Annotated in this window: 23 protein-coding genes; all 23 read right to left on the reverse strand. The window is 63.4% G+C overall.

What is annotated here, in order from left to right; all coding sequences use genetic code 11:
* Window positions 1–25 precede the first annotated feature (25 nt).
* Window positions 26–622 carry a 30S ribosomal protein S5 gene (gene rpsE, locus ACM43_RS27940; protein WP_014494507.1) on the reverse strand — a complete coding sequence of 199 codons (597 nt, stop codon included), beginning with the start codon at window positions 620–622 and terminating at the stop codon, window positions 26–28.
* 47 nt (window positions 623–669) lie between these two features.
* Window positions 670–1,032 (reverse strand): 50S ribosomal protein L18, encoded by a 363-nt coding sequence (gene rplR, locus ACM43_RS27945; RefSeq protein ID WP_024342458.1) that lies wholly within the window; start codon window positions 1,030–1,032, stop codon window positions 670–672.
* 11 nt (window positions 1,033–1,043) lie between these two features.
* Complete coding sequence (gene rplF, locus ACM43_RS27950; RefSeq protein ID WP_028177973.1) at window positions 1,044–1,577, reverse strand: 50S ribosomal protein L6; 534 nt, start codon at window positions 1,575–1,577, stop codon at window positions 1,044–1,046.
* Between the two features lie 16 nt (window positions 1,578–1,593).
* Window positions 1,594–1,992, reverse strand: a complete 399-nt coding sequence (gene rpsH, locus ACM43_RS27955; protein ID WP_024342456.1) for a 30S ribosomal protein S8 — start codon at window positions 1,990–1,992, stop codon at window positions 1,594–1,596.
* 14 nt (window positions 1,993–2,006) lie between these two features.
* Complete coding sequence (gene rpsN / locus ACM43_RS27960) at window positions 2,007–2,312, reverse strand: 30S ribosomal protein S14 (protein ID WP_028137018.1); 306 nt, start codon at window positions 2,310–2,312, stop codon at window positions 2,007–2,009.
* A gap of 46 nt (window positions 2,313–2,358) precedes the next feature.
* Window positions 2,359–2,916 carry a 50S ribosomal protein L5 gene (gene rplE, locus ACM43_RS27965; RefSeq protein WP_025036988.1) on the reverse strand — a complete coding sequence of 186 codons (558 nt, stop codon included), beginning with the start codon at window positions 2,914–2,916 and terminating at the stop codon, window positions 2,359–2,361.
* Window positions 2,909–3,223, reverse strand: coding sequence for a 50S ribosomal protein L24 (gene rplX, locus ACM43_RS27970; protein ID WP_011088142.1), 315 nt, complete (start codon window positions 3,221–3,223; stop codon window positions 2,909–2,911). Before rplX ends, rplE begins: the two co-directional genes overlap by 8 nt.
* On the reverse strand, window positions 3,223–3,591 hold the full coding sequence (rplN, locus tag ACM43_RS27975; RefSeq protein WP_007603030.1) for a 50S ribosomal protein L14: 369 nt from the start codon (window positions 3,589–3,591) through the stop codon (window positions 3,223–3,225). The genes rplX and rplN overlap by 1 nt, the downstream gene beginning before the upstream one ends.
* An 84-nt stretch (window positions 3,592–3,675) precedes the next feature.
* Complete coding sequence (gene rpsQ, locus ACM43_RS27980) at window positions 3,676–3,924, reverse strand: 30S ribosomal protein S17 (protein ID WP_024342452.1); 249 nt, start codon at window positions 3,922–3,924, stop codon at window positions 3,676–3,678.
* 13 nt (window positions 3,925–3,937) lie between these two features.
* Window positions 3,938–4,144, reverse strand: coding sequence for a 50S ribosomal protein L29 (gene rpmC / locus ACM43_RS27985; RefSeq protein ID WP_157280557.1), 207 nt, complete (start codon window positions 4,142–4,144; stop codon window positions 3,938–3,940).
* A 5-nt stretch (window positions 4,145–4,149) separates the two neighbouring features.
* Window positions 4,150–4,563 (reverse strand): 50S ribosomal protein L16, encoded by a 414-nt coding sequence (gene rplP / locus ACM43_RS27990; RefSeq protein WP_008136349.1) that lies wholly within the window; start codon window positions 4,561–4,563, stop codon window positions 4,150–4,152.
* 30 nt (window positions 4,564–4,593) lie between these two features.
* A complete protein-coding gene (rpsC, locus tag ACM43_RS27995) occupies window positions 4,594–5,319 on the reverse strand; it encodes a 30S ribosomal protein S3 (RefSeq protein WP_036011029.1) in 726 nt (241 codons plus the stop codon).
* A 17-nt stretch (window positions 5,320–5,336) separates the two neighbouring features.
* Entirely contained in the window at window positions 5,337–5,723 is a 387-nt protein-coding gene (gene rplV, locus ACM43_RS28000; RefSeq protein ID WP_008549264.1) for a 50S ribosomal protein L22, read from the reverse strand.
* A gap of 10 nt (window positions 5,724–5,733) precedes the next feature.
* A complete protein-coding gene (gene rpsS, locus ACM43_RS28005) occupies window positions 5,734–6,012 on the reverse strand; it encodes a 30S ribosomal protein S19 (protein ID WP_008136357.1) in 279 nt (92 codons plus the stop codon).
* A gap of 12 nt (window positions 6,013–6,024) precedes the next feature.
* Window positions 6,025–6,858: a 50S ribosomal protein L2 gene (rplB, locus tag ACM43_RS28010; protein ID WP_271544512.1), complete on the reverse strand. Its 834-nt coding sequence runs from the start codon at window positions 6,856–6,858 to the stop codon at window positions 6,025–6,027.
* Between the two features lie 12 nt (window positions 6,859–6,870).
* Window positions 6,871–7,173: a 50S ribosomal protein L23 gene (locus tag ACM43_RS28015; protein ID WP_025036992.1), complete on the reverse strand. Its 303-nt coding sequence runs from the start codon at window positions 7,171–7,173 to the stop codon at window positions 6,871–6,873.
* Window positions 7,170–7,790 (reverse strand): 50S ribosomal protein L4, encoded by a 621-nt coding sequence (rplD, locus tag ACM43_RS28020; RefSeq protein WP_018647243.1) that lies wholly within the window; start codon window positions 7,788–7,790, stop codon window positions 7,170–7,172. Before rplD ends, ACM43_RS28015 begins: the two co-directional genes overlap by 4 nt.
* Window position 7,791: 1 nt before the next feature.
* Window positions 7,792–8,505: a 50S ribosomal protein L3 gene (gene rplC, locus ACM43_RS28025; RefSeq protein WP_271544514.1), complete on the reverse strand. Its 714-nt coding sequence runs from the start codon at window positions 8,503–8,505 to the stop codon at window positions 7,792–7,794.
* Window positions 8,506–8,557: 52 nt separating this feature from the next.
* On the reverse strand, window positions 8,558–8,866 hold the full coding sequence (gene rpsJ, locus ACM43_RS28030; RefSeq protein WP_002712302.1) for a 30S ribosomal protein S10: 309 nt from the start codon (window positions 8,864–8,866) through the stop codon (window positions 8,558–8,560).
* Between the two features lie 81 nt (window positions 8,867–8,947).
* Entirely contained in the window at window positions 8,948–10,138 is a 1,191-nt protein-coding gene (gene tuf, locus ACM43_RS28035; RefSeq protein ID WP_025036994.1) for an elongation factor Tu, read from the reverse strand.
* 40 nt (window positions 10,139–10,178) lie between these two features.
* Window positions 10,179–12,251 (reverse strand): elongation factor G, encoded by a 2,073-nt coding sequence (fusA, locus tag ACM43_RS28040; protein WP_036027596.1) that lies wholly within the window; start codon window positions 12,249–12,251, stop codon window positions 10,179–10,181.
* Between the two features lie 33 nt (window positions 12,252–12,284).
* On the reverse strand, window positions 12,285–12,755 hold the full coding sequence (rpsG, locus tag ACM43_RS28045) for a 30S ribosomal protein S7 (protein WP_018647239.1): 471 nt from the start codon (window positions 12,753–12,755) through the stop codon (window positions 12,285–12,287).
* A gap of 15 nt (window positions 12,756–12,770) precedes the next feature.
* A complete protein-coding gene (gene rpsL / locus ACM43_RS28050; protein ID WP_007603006.1) occupies window positions 12,771–13,142 on the reverse strand; it encodes a 30S ribosomal protein S12 in 372 nt (123 codons plus the stop codon).
* Window positions 13,143–13,920: the final 778 nt, after the last annotated feature.

Genomic DNA, 13,920 nt, shown 5'->3' on the forward strand with positions numbered 1-13,920 from the left:
GGGAGTCTACTCCGAAAAGCTTCCGTTAGTCGGCGGCCGCCTCGGCATCGCCGCCGATACGACGGGACTGGAGGGTGGACACCTTGATGTTGCGGCGGGCTGCGACTGAACGCGGCGAATCCTGGTGCTTGAGCGCGTCGAAAGTCGCGCGCACCATGTTGTACGGGTTCGACGAGCCGATCGACTTCGCCACCACGTCCTGGACGCCGAGCGTCTCGAACACGGCGCGCATCGGGCCACCGGCGATGATGCCGGTACCGGCGGGAGCTGCACGCAGATAGACACGGCCCGCGCCATGACGGCCGGCGATGTCGTGATGCAGCGTGCGGCCCTCGCGCAGCGACACCCGCGTCAGGTTGCGCTTGGCGGACTCGGTCGCCTTGCGGATCGCCTCGGGCACTTCGCGCGCCTTGCCGTGACCGAAGCCGGCGCGGCCCTTCTGGTCGCCGATCACGACCAGCGCTGCGAAACCGAAGCGCTTGCCGCCCTTGACGACCTTGGCCACGCGGTTGATGTGGACGAGCTTGTCGACGAACTCGCTGTCGCGCTCCTCGCGCTCCCTGCGTTCACGTCCGCCGCCGCGTTGATCGCGTCCACCACGTTGTTCGCGTTCAGCTGCCATGGTTTTTCCAATCCTTCAGAGGCTTACGCCCCAATCCTCAAATTCTGTTAGAAGCTCAGCCCACTCTCACGCGCTGCATCGGCAAGAGCCTTGACGCGCCCGTGATAGAGATAGCTGCCGCGATCGAACACGACTTCCTTGACACCCTTCTCTGCAGCGCGCTCAGCCAGCAGCTTGCCGACCGCCTTCGCCGCATCGATGTCGGCGCCGGTCTTGCCGCCGTCGCGCATCGACTTCTCGAGCGATGAGGCAGAGGCCAGCGTCTCGCCCTTCAGGTCGTCGATGACCTGGGCGTAGATGTGCTTGGACGAGCGGAACACCGACAGGCGCGGACGGCCGCCGGCGGAACGGCGCAGCTTCAGCCGCACACTCCGCTTGCGCCGGGCATTCGTAACCTTGGCTTTCGACATGACCGGCTCCGTTACTTCTTCTTGCCTTCCTTGCGGAAGATGAATTCGCCCACATACTTCACGCCCTTGCCCTTGTAGGGCTCCGGCGGACGATAGGAGCGGATCTCGGCGGCGACCTGGCCGACGCGCTGGACGTCGCTGCCCGCCACCGTGATCTCGGTCGGCTTCGGGACGGTGATCGTGATCCCCTCGGGGATCGGATAGATCACGTCATGGCTGTAGCCGAGCGCGAGCTGCAGGTTCTTGCCCTGCATCGCGGCGCGATAGCCGACGCCGGTGATCTCGAGCTTCTTCTCGAAGCCCTTGGTGACGCCTTCGACCAGATTCGCGACCTGGGCGCGAGCGGTGCCGTACAGCGCCCGCGCGCGGTTGGTCTCGGTCCGCGGCTTGACCTTGACCTGGCCGTTCTCGAGCTTCACCTCGACGTCGTCGTGGACGATGAACTGAAGCTGGCCCTTCGGCCCCTTCATCTTGACGGTCTGGCCGTCGACGGTCGCGGTAACGCCCGACGGCACCGTCACAGGCTTTTTGCCAACACGTGACATGGATCGAAAATCCTTCTCAGAACACCGTGAAGAGGACTTCACCGCCCACATTCGCGTCGCGCGCGCTGTGGTCGGCCATGATCCCCTTCGGCGTCGACAACACCGAAATGCCGAGACCGTTGTTCACCCGCGGCAGGTTCTTCACCGAGGCGTAGACTCTGCGCCCGGGCTTGGAAACGCGCTCAATCTCGCGGATGACGGGCTCGCCGTCGAAATACTTCAGCTCGATCTCGATCTCGCTGCGGCCCGAGGAGTGCTCGAGCGTGGCGTAACCGCGGATGTAGCCCTCGGCCTTCAGAACCTCGAGCACGTTCTCGCGCATCTTCGAGCCGGGCGTGGAGACCTTGGTCTTCGAACGCATCTGCGCGTTGCGGATACGGGTGATCAGATCGCTGATTGGATCGTGCGTAGACATCTAAACGACCCTCCTTACCAGCTGGACTTCACGAGGCCCGGGACCATGCCCTTGGAGCCAAGTTCGCGCAGCGCGATACGGGACAGCTTGTTCTTGCGATAGTTCGAGCGCGGGCGGCCCGACAGCTCGCAACGCAGGCGGATGCGGGTCGCCGACGAGTTGCGCGGCATTTCCGCCAGCTTCAGGGTCGCGGCGAACCGCTCCTCCATCGGCAGCGTCTTGTCGGCGATGATCGCCTTCAACCGCTCGCGCTTGGCGGCGGCGTTCTTCACCATCCGCTTGCGCCGGTTGTTCTTCTCGACTGAACTCTTCTTTGCCATGCTTGGCTCCTGGGTATCCGCGTTTGAGAGGCTCTAAGTCAGCGTCTCACTGCCGGAACGGGAAATTGAAAGCGGTCAACAAGGCCCTCGCCTCTTCGTCGGTCTTGGCCGTGGTGCAGACGGTGATGTCCATACCGCGGGCTTCCGTGACCTTGTCGAAGTCGATCTCGGGGAAAATGATGTGCTCCTTGATGCCGAGCGAGTAGTTGCCGCGGCCGTCGAAGCTCTTCGGGTTCAGACCGCGGAAGTCGCGCACGCGCGGCAACGCGACGTTCACCAGGCGATCGATGAACTCGTACATGCGGGCCTTGCGCAGCGTGACCTTGCAGCCGATCGGCTGGTTCTCACGCAGCTTGAAGGTCGCGATCGCAATGCGCGAATAGGTCACGATCGCCTTCTGGCCGGCGATCTGGGTCAATTCGGCGGCGGCGGTCTCGGCCTTCTTGCGGTCGTTGACGGAATCGCCAACGCCCATGTTCAGCACGACCTTGTCCAGGCGCGGAACCTGCATGACGTTCTCGTAACCGAACTTCTCGGTCAGAGCCGTGCGGATCTTCGCGTCATATTCCGCGCGCAGGCGCGGCGTGTAAGCGGCCTCAGCCATCGATCTCAGCTCCCGAGCTCTTGGCGATGCGGACCTTCTTGCCGTCCGCCAGAATCTTGAATCCGACGCGGGTCGGCTTCCCGTCCTTACCGACATACGCGATGTTGGACAGTTGGATCGGCGCCTCTTTCGAGATGATGCCGCCCTCCTGGGCCTGCGTCTGCTTCTGGTGACGCTTGACCATGTTGATGCCGCGCACCAGCGCGGTGCCGGCGTCGGGGCGTACCTCGAACACTTCGCCGGTGCGGCCCTTGTCGCGGCCGGTCAGCACGACGACCTTGTCGCCCTTGCGGATCTTCGCAGCCATCACAGCACCTCCGGCGCGAGCGAGATGATCTTCATGTGGTTCTTGGCGCGCAGCTCGCGCGGCACCGGCCCGAAGATACGGGTGCCGACCGGCTCGGACTGGTTGTTGATCAGCACGGCGGCGTTGCGGTCGAAACGGATGACCGAGCCGTCGGCGCGGCGGATGTCCTTGCGGACGCGCACCACGACGGCCTTCATCACGTCGCCCTTCTTCACCTTGCCACGCGGAATGGCTTCCTTGATCGACACGACGATGATGTCGCCGATCGTGGCGTAGCGGCGCTTGGAGCCTCCGAGCACCTTGATACACATGACACGGCGTGCGCCAGAATTGTCGGCCACGTCGAGGTTGGTCTGCATCTGAATCATTGATGCACCTCGTCCTCTTTCTCTTTGCGCCAGCCCAGCCGGCGCTCAACATTTCCCTGAAGTCAGTCGGCTAAAGCCAACAGATCAGGCGCTTTTCTTGTGTTCGCCCCGGATCACGACCCAGCGCTTCAACTTCGAAATCGGCTTCGTTTCCTCGATCCACACCATGTCGCCCGGCTTGAACTGGTTGCTCTCGTCGTGCGCGTGGTAGTTCTTCGAACGGCGGATCGTCTTCTTGTAGATCGGGTGCGTGAAGCGGCGGTCGACGCGCACCACGATGGTCTTGGCTTGCTTGTCGCTGACGACCACGCCCTGCAAAGTACGTTTCGGCATCTTCGTAAGCCTCTTACTTCTTCTTCGCGCGCGTCTGCGCGGCGACGGTCTTGATCCGGGCGATGTCACGGCGGGCTTCGCGCAGGCGCGAGGTGTTCTCGAGCTGCCCGGTGGCGCGCTGGAAGCGCAGGTTGAAGCGCTCCTTCTTCAGGTTGAGGATGGCCTCATCCTGCTGGTCGGGGCTCATCGCGCGGATGTCTTCGATCTTCATCTGTGCCATGGCCATTACTCCGCAATGCGCTCGACGAAGCGCGTCTTGATCGGCAGCTTGGCGGCCGCCAGGGTCAGCGCCTCACGCGCCGTCTGGGTGTTGACGCCGTCGATCTCGAACAGCACCCGGCCCGGCTTGACGCGCGCGACCCACAATTCCGGCGAACCCTTGCCGGAGCCCATGCGGACTTCGGCCGGCTTCTTCGACACCGGAACGTCGGGGAACACGCGGATCCAGACGCGGCCGGCGCGCTTCATGTGGCGGGTCAGCGCGCGGCGGGCGGCTTCGATCTGGCGCGCGGTGACGCGCTCAGGCTCGGTCGCCTTCAGGCCGAACTGGCCGAACGCCAACGTCGCGCCCGAAGACGCAACGCCGTGGATGCGGCCCTTATGCGCCTTCCGGAACTTCGTTTTCTTAGGTTGCATCATGGCTTTAAGCCCTCAAATTCCTGTCTGGCCTTAGGCAGCGGCCGTCTCGCGGCGCTGACGGCCACCGCGATCGCCACTGCCGCCGGTCTCGCCTTCGGCCATTCTCTTGTCCTGGGCCATCGGATCGTGCTCGAGGATCTCGCCCTTGAAGATCCAGACCTTGACACCGCAGGTGCCGAAGGTCGTGAACGCGGTCGCAACGCCGTAGTCGATGTCGGCACGCAACGTGTGCAGCGGCACGCGGCCTTCGCGGTACCACTCCATGCGCGCGATTTCCGCACCGCCCAGACGTCCCGAGCAGTTGATGCGGATGCCCTCCGCGCCGAGACGCATCGCCGACTGCACGGCGCGCTTCATGGCACGGCGGAACGCGACGCGGCGCTCGAGCTGCTGCGCGATCGATTCGGCCACCAGCGTCGCATCGAGCTCCGGCTTGCGGATCTCGACGATGTTGATGACGACGTCGGACGAGGTGATGTCCGCGACCCTCTTGCGCAGCTTGTCGATGTCGGCGCCCTTCTTGCCGATCACCACGCCCGGACGGGCCGAGTGGATGGTGACGCGGCACTTCTTGTGCGGACGCTCGATCACGATGCGCGCGACGGCCGCCTGCTTGAGCTCCTTGTGCAGGATCTCGCGGATCTTGACGTCCTCATGCAGCAGCTTGCCGTATTCCTGCTTGCCGGCGAACCAGCGGGAATCCCAGGTCCGGTTGATGCCGAGACGCAGACCGATCGGATTGATCTTTTGACCCATCGTGTTCTCCTGCGCCCTTAAGCGGCGGCTTCAGCTTCGACCTGACGAACGATGATCGTCAGCTGCGAAAACGGTTTGTAGACACGGCCCGAGCGGCCGCGGCCGCGGGCGGCGAAGCGCTTCATCACGAGGCCGTTGCCGACGAAGGCCTGGGCCACGACGAGATCGTCGACGTCGAGGTCATGGTTGTTCTCGGCGTTGGCGATCGCCGATTCCAGGCACTTCTTCACGTCGACCGCGATCCGCTTGCGCGAAAACTGCAGGTCGGCGAGCGCGGCAGACGCCTTCCGGCCGCGAATGAGCTGGGCGACCAGGTTGAGCTTCTGCGGGCTCACCCGCAGCATCCGGGCGACCGCCTTGGCCTCGTTGTCGGCGAGGCTCCGTTCGCGCTTAGGTTTGCTCATCGTTTAATCCTCAAGCCTTCTTGGCTTTCTTGTCGCCGGAGTGGCCATGGAAGGTCCGGGTCGGCGAGAACTCGCCGAACTTGTGACCGACCATTTCCTCGTTCACGGCCACCGGCACGTGCTTCTGACCGTTGTAGACGCCGAAGGTCAGGCCGACGAATTGCGGCAGGATCGTCGAGCGACGGCTCCAGATCTTGATGACGTCGTGACGGCCGGACGCGCGCGCGGCATCTGCCTTCTTGAGCAGAGAACCCTCGACGAACGGGCCTTTCCAGACTGAACGAACCATGTCCGGCGTTCCTTACTTCTTCCGCTTGTGGCGGCTTAGGAGAATGAATTTGGTGGTCGACTTGTTGGTGCGGGTCTTCTTGCCCTTGGTCGGCTTGCCCCACGGGGTGACCGGGTGGCGGCCACCCGAGGTACGACCTTCACCACCGCCGTGCGGATGGTCGATCGGGTTCATCGCGACACCGCGGTTGTGCGGCCTGCGGCCCATCCAGCGCTTGCGACCGGCCTTGCCGATCGAGGTGTTCATGTGATCCGGGTTCGACACCGCGCCGATCGTGCCGCGGCAACGACCGTGCACCAGGCGCTGCTCGCCCGAGTTCAGGCGGATGATGACGTAGTCCTGGTCACGGCCAACGAGCTGGGCGTAGGTACCGGCGGAACGCGCCAGCTGGCCGCCCTTGCCGATCTTGACCTCGATGTTGTGGATGATCGTGCCGACCGGCATGTTGCCGAGTGGCATGACGTTGCCCGGCTTCACGTCGACGTAATTGCCGGCGATGATCGTGTCACCCACCGCCAGGCGCTGCGGCGCCAGGATGTAGGCCTGCTCGCCGTCCTGATACTTGATCAGGGCGATGAAACCGGTGCGATTGGGATCATACTCGAGACGCTCCACGGTGGCGGGCACGTCGATCTTCTCACGCTTGAAGTCGACGGTACGCAGCGTCTGCTTGTGACCACCGCCGCGGAAGCGCACGGTGATGCGGCCGGTGTTGTTGCGGCCGCCCGAGGACTTCTTGCCTTCGGTGAGCGCCTTGACCGGCTTGCCCTTGTAGAGGGCCGAACGATCGACCATGACCAGCTGGCGCTGGCCCGGCGTCGTGGGATTGAATGTCTTCAGTGCCATCGTCGTACGACCTTACAGACCGGTGGTGACGTCGATCCGGTGACCCTCTTCGAGGGTCACGATCGCGCGTTTGCTGTTCGACTGCGAGCCGATGGTGCCGCGGAAGGCCTTGACCTTGCCCTTGCGGACCAGCGTGTTGACGCTCTTGACCTTGACGTCGAACAGCTTCTCGATCGCTTCCTTGATCTGCGGCTTGGTCGCCTTGGCGGCCACCTTGAACAGCACCTTGTTGTGCTCCGAGGCGATCGTCGCCTTTTCGGTCACGACCGGCGACAAGATCACGTCGTAGTGGCGAGGCTCGATGTTCTTGCTCATTTGAAGCGCGCCTCCAGCGCATCGATGGCGGCCTTGGTCAGAACGAGCTTCTGACGGCGCAGGATGTCATAGACGTTGATGCCCTGGATCGGCAGCACGTCCATGTTCGGGATGTTGCGAGCCGCAGCGGCGAAGCCGTTGTTGAGCTCGGCACCGTCGATGATCAGCGCGTTGGTGAGGCCGAGGCCCGAGAAGTGGCCGAGCAGCGCCTTGGTCTTGGCGGCTTCCAGCGCGGCCTTCTCGATCACGACGAGATCGCCGTCCTTGGCCTTGGCCGAGAGCGCGTGCTTCAGAGCGAGCGCACGAACCTTCTTCGGCAGGTCGGTCGCGTGCGAACGCACCACCGGACCGAAGGCACGACCGCCTCCGCGGAACTGCGGCACGCGGGCCGAGCCGTGACGAGCACCGCCGGTGCCCTTCTGCTTGTACATCTTCTTGCCGGTGCGCCAGATCTCGGCGCGGCCCTTGGCCTTGTGCGTGCCGGCCTGGCGCTTGTTGAGCTGCCACTGCACGCAGCGCGCGATGATGTCCTCGCGCGGTTCGAGGCCGAAAATGGCGTCGGACAGCTGGACGGAGCCGGCTTCCTTACCTTCGAGGGTGGTGACCTTCAATTCCATCTCACGCCTCCTGCGCAGCCGGAGCTGCTTCCGCGTCGCCAGCAACCTTGAACTTGCCGGGCTTCGGGGCTTCCTTCGGCAGCGGCTTCTTGACGGCGTCGCGCACGCGGATCCAGCCGCCCTTGGAGCCGGGAACGGCGCCTTCGACGAGGATCAGGCCGCGCTCGACATCGGTCTGGACGACGCGAAGGTTGAGCGTGGTGATGCGGTCGACACCCATGTGGCCGGGCATCTTCTTGTTCTTCCAGGTCTTGCCGGGGTCCTGGCGGCCACCGGTCGAACCGATCGAGCGGTGCGAGATCGACACACCGTGCGTGGCGCGCAGACCGCCGAAGTTCCAGCGCTTCATGCCGCCGGCGAAGCCCTTACCGACCGAGGTGCCGGTGACGTCGACGAACTGGCCGACGACGAAGTGGTCGGCCAGGATCTCGGCGCCGACCGGGATCATGGCGTCCGCGGTGACGCGGAATTCCTCGACCCGGCGCTTCGGCTCGACCTTGGCGACCGCGAACTGGCCGCGCTCGGCCTTCGGCATGTAAACGGTCTTGCGGCTGCCAGAACCGAGCTGGAGCGCGACGTAACCGTTCTTCTCTTCGGTGCGGTGGCCTACGACCTGGCAATTGCCGAGCTTCAGCACGGTCACGGGGATATGTTCGCCGGCCTCCGTGAAGACCCGCGTCATCCCGACCTTTTGTGCGATCACTCCGGAGCGCATCGGCTTGCTTCCTGTTCTCTTTGTCCGCTTTTGGCGAACGGGATCCAAAATCTTAGAGCTTGATCTCGACGTCGACACCGGCGGCCAAGTCGAGCTTCATCAAAGCGTCGACGGTCTGCGGGGTCGGATCGACGATGTCGAGCAGGCGCTTGTGAGTGCGCATCTCGAACTGTTCGCGGCTCTTCTTGTCGACGTGGGGCGAACGGTTGACGGTGAACTTCTCGATGCGGGTGGGCAGCGGAATGGGTCCGCGGACCTGCGCGCCGGTGCGCTTCGCCGTGTTCACGATCTCACGGGTCGACGTATCGAGGATACGATGGTCGAACGCCTTGAGACGGATACGAATGTTTTGGCCGTTCATTGCCGAATCTTTCTTAGTGAGTGGCGAGTAGCGAATAGCGAATAGAAACTATTCGCCACTCGCCATTCCCTATTCGCGTTGTTACTCGATGATCGAGGCGACGACGCCGGCGCCGACGGTGCGGCCGCCTTCGCGGATCGCGAAGCGGAGCTTCTCTTCCATCGCGATCGGCACAATCAGGTGCACTTCCATCGCGATGTTGTCGCCCGGCATCACCATCTCGGTGCCTTCCGGCAGGTGCACGACACCGGTCACGTCGGTGGTGCGGAAGTAGAACTGCGGACGGTAGTTGGTGAAGAACGGGGTGTGGCGACCGCCCTCTTCCTTGGTGAGGATGTAGGCCTCAGCCTTGAACTTGGTGTGCGGCTTGACCGAACCGGGCTTGGCCAGAACCTGGCCGCGCTCAACGTCCTCGCGCTTGGTGCCGCGGAGCAGCGCGCCGATGTTGTCGCCGGCCTGGCCCTGATCGAGCAGCTTGCGGAACATTTCGACGCCGGTGACGGTGGTCTTCTGGGTGGCGCGGAGACCGACGATCTCGATTTCCTCGCCGACCTTGACGACGCCGCGCTCGACACGGCCGGTCACGACGGTGCCGCGGCCCGAGATCGAGAACACGTCTTCAACCGGCATCAGGAACGGCTGGTCGATCGGACGCTCCGGCTGCGGGATGTACTCGTCGACGTTCTTCATCAGCTCGAGGATGGCGTCGTGGCCGAGCTTCTTGTCGGAGTCTTCGAGAGCGGCGAGCGCCGAACCCTTGATGATCGGGATCTTGTCGCCCGGGAATTCGTACTTGGAAAGCAGCTCGCGGACTTCGAGCTCGACGAGCTCGAGCAGCTCCGGATCGTCGACCATGTCGCACTTGTTGAGGAACACGACGAGCGCGGGCACGCCGACCTGGCGGGCGAGCAGGATGTGCTCGCGGGTCTGCGGCATCGGGCCGTCAGCGGCCGACACAACCAGGATCGCGCCGTCCATCTGGGCAGCGCCGGTGATCATGTTCTTGACGTAGTCGGCGTGGCCGGGGCAGTCGACGTGGGCGTAGTGGCGGTTCGGCGTCTCGTACTCGACGTGCGCGGTCGAGATGGTGATGCCGCGGGCCTTCTCTTCCGGCGCCTTGTCGATCTGGTCGTACGCGGTGAACGTCGCACCGCCGGCTTCGGCGAGAACCTTGGTGATCGCCGCGGTCAGCGACGTCTTGCCATGGTCGACGTGACCGATGGTGCCGATGTTGCAGTGCGGCTTGGTACGTTCAAACTTTGCTTTGGCCATTTGACTCTCCGTTCAATCGTCAGCTTTCAACCGACGACAATCAGGCAAACTTCTTCTGGACTTCTGCCGACACGTTGGCCGGCGCTTCTGCGTAGTGATCGAACTGCATGGTGAAGGTCGCGCGACCCTGGCTCATCGAGCGCAGATTGTTCACGTAACCGAACATGTTCATGAGCGGCACCATCGCGTTGATGACGTTGGCGTTGCCGCGCATGTCCTGACCCTGGATCTGACCGCGCCGGGAATTCAGGTCGCCGATGACCGAGCCGGTGTAGTCTTCCGGGGTCACCACCTCGACCTTCATGATCGGCTCGAGCAGGACCGACTTGCCCATCTGCAGCGCTTCGCGGAAGCAGGCGCGCGAGGCGATTTCGAAGGCGAGCGCCGACGAGTCGACGTCGTGATACTTGCCGTCGACGAGCTGCACCTTGACGTCGACCACGGGGAAGCCCGCGACCACGCCGGACGACAGCACGCTCTCCAGGCCCTTCTCGACGCCCGGGATGTATTCCTTCGGCACCGCGCCACCGACGATCTTCGATTCGAACTCGAAGCCCTTGCCGGCTTCGTTCGGCTCGACGATGAACGACACGGCCGCAAACTGGCCAGTACCGCCGGTCTGCTTCTTGTGGGTGTAGCTGTGCTCGACCCGCTTGGTGATGCGCTCACGGAACGCCACCTGCGGCGCGCCGATGTTGGCGTCGACCTTGTAGGTGCGCTTGAGGATGTCGACCTTGATGTCGAGGTGGAGTTCGCCCATGCCCTTGAGGATGGTCTGGCCGGACTCGTGGTCGGTCGACACGCGGAAGGACGGATCCTCCGCGGCGAGCTTGGCCAGCGCCACGCCCAGCTTCTCCTGGTCGGCCTTGGACTTCGGCTCGATCGCGATCTCGATGACCGGCTCGGGGAATTCCATCTTCTCCAGGATCACCTGCTTGTCGGGATCGCACAGCGTGTCGCCGGTGCGCGCTTCCTTCAGGCCGGCCAGCGCGACGATGTCGCCGGCATAGGCTTCCTTGATGTCCTCGCGGTTGTTCGCATGCATCAACAGCATGCGCCCGATCCGCTCCTTCTTCTCGCGGGTCGAGTTCACGACGCCGGTGCCGCTCTGCAGAATGCCGGAATAGATGCGGCAGAAGGTGATCGTCCCGACGAACGGGTCGTCCATGATCTTGAACGCGAGCAGCGCCAGCGGCTCCTTGTCGTCCGCCTTGCGCACGACCTCGTTGCCCTTGTCGTCGGTGCCCTTGATCGCGGGCACGTCGAGCGGCGACGGCAGATAGTCGACCACGGCGTCGAGCAGCGGCTGCACGCCCTTGTTCTTGAAGGCCGAGCCGCACAGTACGGGATAAAACGCGCCGGTCAGCACCGCCTTGCGGATCAGGCGCTTCAGGGTCGCCTCGTCCGGCTCCTTGCCGTCGAGATAGGCGGCCATGGCATCGTCGTCGAGCTCGACGGCGGCCTCCACCATCTTCTCGCGGTACTCCTTGGCCTGGTCGGCAAGGTCTTCTGGAATATCGACATAATCGAACTTGGCGCCGAGCGATTCATCGTTCCAGACGACGCCCTTCATCTTCACGAGGTCGACGAGACCCTTGAAGTTGTTCTCGGCACCGATCGGAAGCTGGATCGCGACGGGCTTGGCGCCCAGACGGTCGACGATGTCCGCCAGACACTTGAAGAAGTCGGCACCGATCTTGTCCATCTTGTTGGCGAAGACGATGCGCGGAACCTTGTACTTGTCGCCCTGACGCCAGACGGTCTCGGTCTGAGGCTCGACGCCCTGGTTGGAGTCGAGCACGCAGACGGCGCCGTCGAGCACGCGGAGCGAACGCTCGACTTCGATAGTGAAGTCGACGTGACCGGGCGTGTCGATGATGTTCAGGCGCTTGCCGTTCCAGAATGCGGTGGTCGCAGCCGAGGTGATCGTGATGCCACGCTCCTGCTCCTGCTCCATCCAGTCCATCGTCGCGGCACCTTCGTGCACTTCGCCGATCTTGTGGCTCTTGCCGGTGTAATAGAGGATGCGCTCGGTCGTCGTGGTCTTGCCGGCGTCGATATGCGCCATGATACCGAAGTTACGGTAGTCCTCGATGGCATGTTGGCGGGGCATAGGGTGTTCCTTGCGAGTCCGTTTGTTTCGCCGTTACCAGCGATAGTGCGAGAAGGCGCGGTTGGCTTCCGCCATCCGGTGCACGTCTTCGCGCTTCTTGACGGCGTTCCCCCGGTTGTTCGATGCGTCCAAAAGCTCCGCCGAGAGCCGCTCGGTCATCGTCTTCTCGTTGCGCTCGCGCGCAGCCGCGATCAGCCAGCGAATGCCGAGCGCCTGCCGGCGGGTCGAGCGGACCTCGACCGGAACCTGATAAGTCGCGCCGCCGACGCGGCGGGAGCGAACCTCGATGGTCGGCATGACGTTCTCGAGCGCCTGCTCGAACACGCCGAGCGGGTTCTGCTTGGTCTTGGATTCGATGATGCCGAACGCACCATAGACGATGCCTTCCGCAACCGACTTCTTGCCGGCGTACATCACCGAGTTCATGAACTTCGTGACGATGATGTTCCCGAACTTCGGATCCGGAAGAACTTCGCGCTTTTCCGCAGAGTGGCGACGAGACATAGGCTTGGTTCCCGCTTACTTCGGACGCTTGGCGCCGTACTTCGAACGACGCTGCTTACGGTTCTTGACGCCCTGGGTGTCCAGAACGCCGCGGAGGATGTGATAGCGCACGCCCGGCAAGTCCTTAACGCGGCCGCCGCGGATCATGACCACCGAGTGCTCTTGGAGGTTATGGCCCTCGCCGGGGATGTAGCCGATCACCTCAAAGCCGTTGGTCAGGCGCACCTTGGCAACCTTACGAAGCGCCGAGTTCGGCTTCTTCGGGGTCGTGGTGTAGACGCGCGTGCAAACACCACGCTTCTGCGGCGACTGCTGCAGCGCGGGCACCTTCTTGCGCGACTTCTGCACTTCCCGCGGTTGAGCGATCAGCTGGTTGATCGTCGGCATACTGGCCTTCACCCTTTTTCTGCCGCGGCCCCTCGCGGGTCCGCTGTCTTGCCGCGGCCCGTCACCGGGTCCGCAAATTCTGCTCGAGCTACCCGCCCGAACGGGCCGCCTGGCGCGAATGACCCGCGCAAAGCGAAATTGCGCCAACCGCTCCATCAACGAGCGGAAAGCGCTTCGACGCCACAGAGGACCGCAGTCTCGAAGCCGTTCAGCCTAACGCCGCGGCCCGCGCACTGAGGTCATGCATCCGAATTCGATCTCAAGAGAACGTGCTCGAGAGAACTAAAGTCGCACTGGCATTGCCTAGCTATGATCGACAGCGTTTGAGCGGCATTCGTCGAGGTTGGTGCCCGTCTTTGCGACCCCTGGCAGATCTAGTCTTTGGGGATCAACGGGTGGCCCGTTCCGACGCTGGCGATGCTCACCGCCTGTCGTTAAGTGAGGCGCTTTCTATAAGTGAGAATCGGTCAAGTCAAGGTGAAACGACAGTCACAAAGCGCTTCATGCGCCTGCAAAAAATAGCCTCTTGGCCGACTCCCCGCACCTGCCTGATATGGGATCGAGGCGATTGACCTGCCAGATCTGAAAACAATTATACCCGGGCTTAATGTAGTTTTATTACCAGGCTCAGGGGTTTTTCTCCTGCCTGCGCTCAGTTTGCTGGCTGGTGGCCGGTCAACCAGACCTTCCCGGCCCGCCGCGATGCCCGGTGTGACGGGGCTTCAGCCCGGACTGGTCGATCCGCGAATGGCTCTTGCCCCAAACCATGCGTGCGAAA

Origin of the sequence: Bradyrhizobium sp. CCBAU 45321, assembly GCF_028128975.1 — a bacterium.
Classification (GTDB): domain Bacteria; phylum Pseudomonadota; class Alphaproteobacteria; order Rhizobiales; family Xanthobacteraceae; genus Bradyrhizobium; species Bradyrhizobium yuanmingense.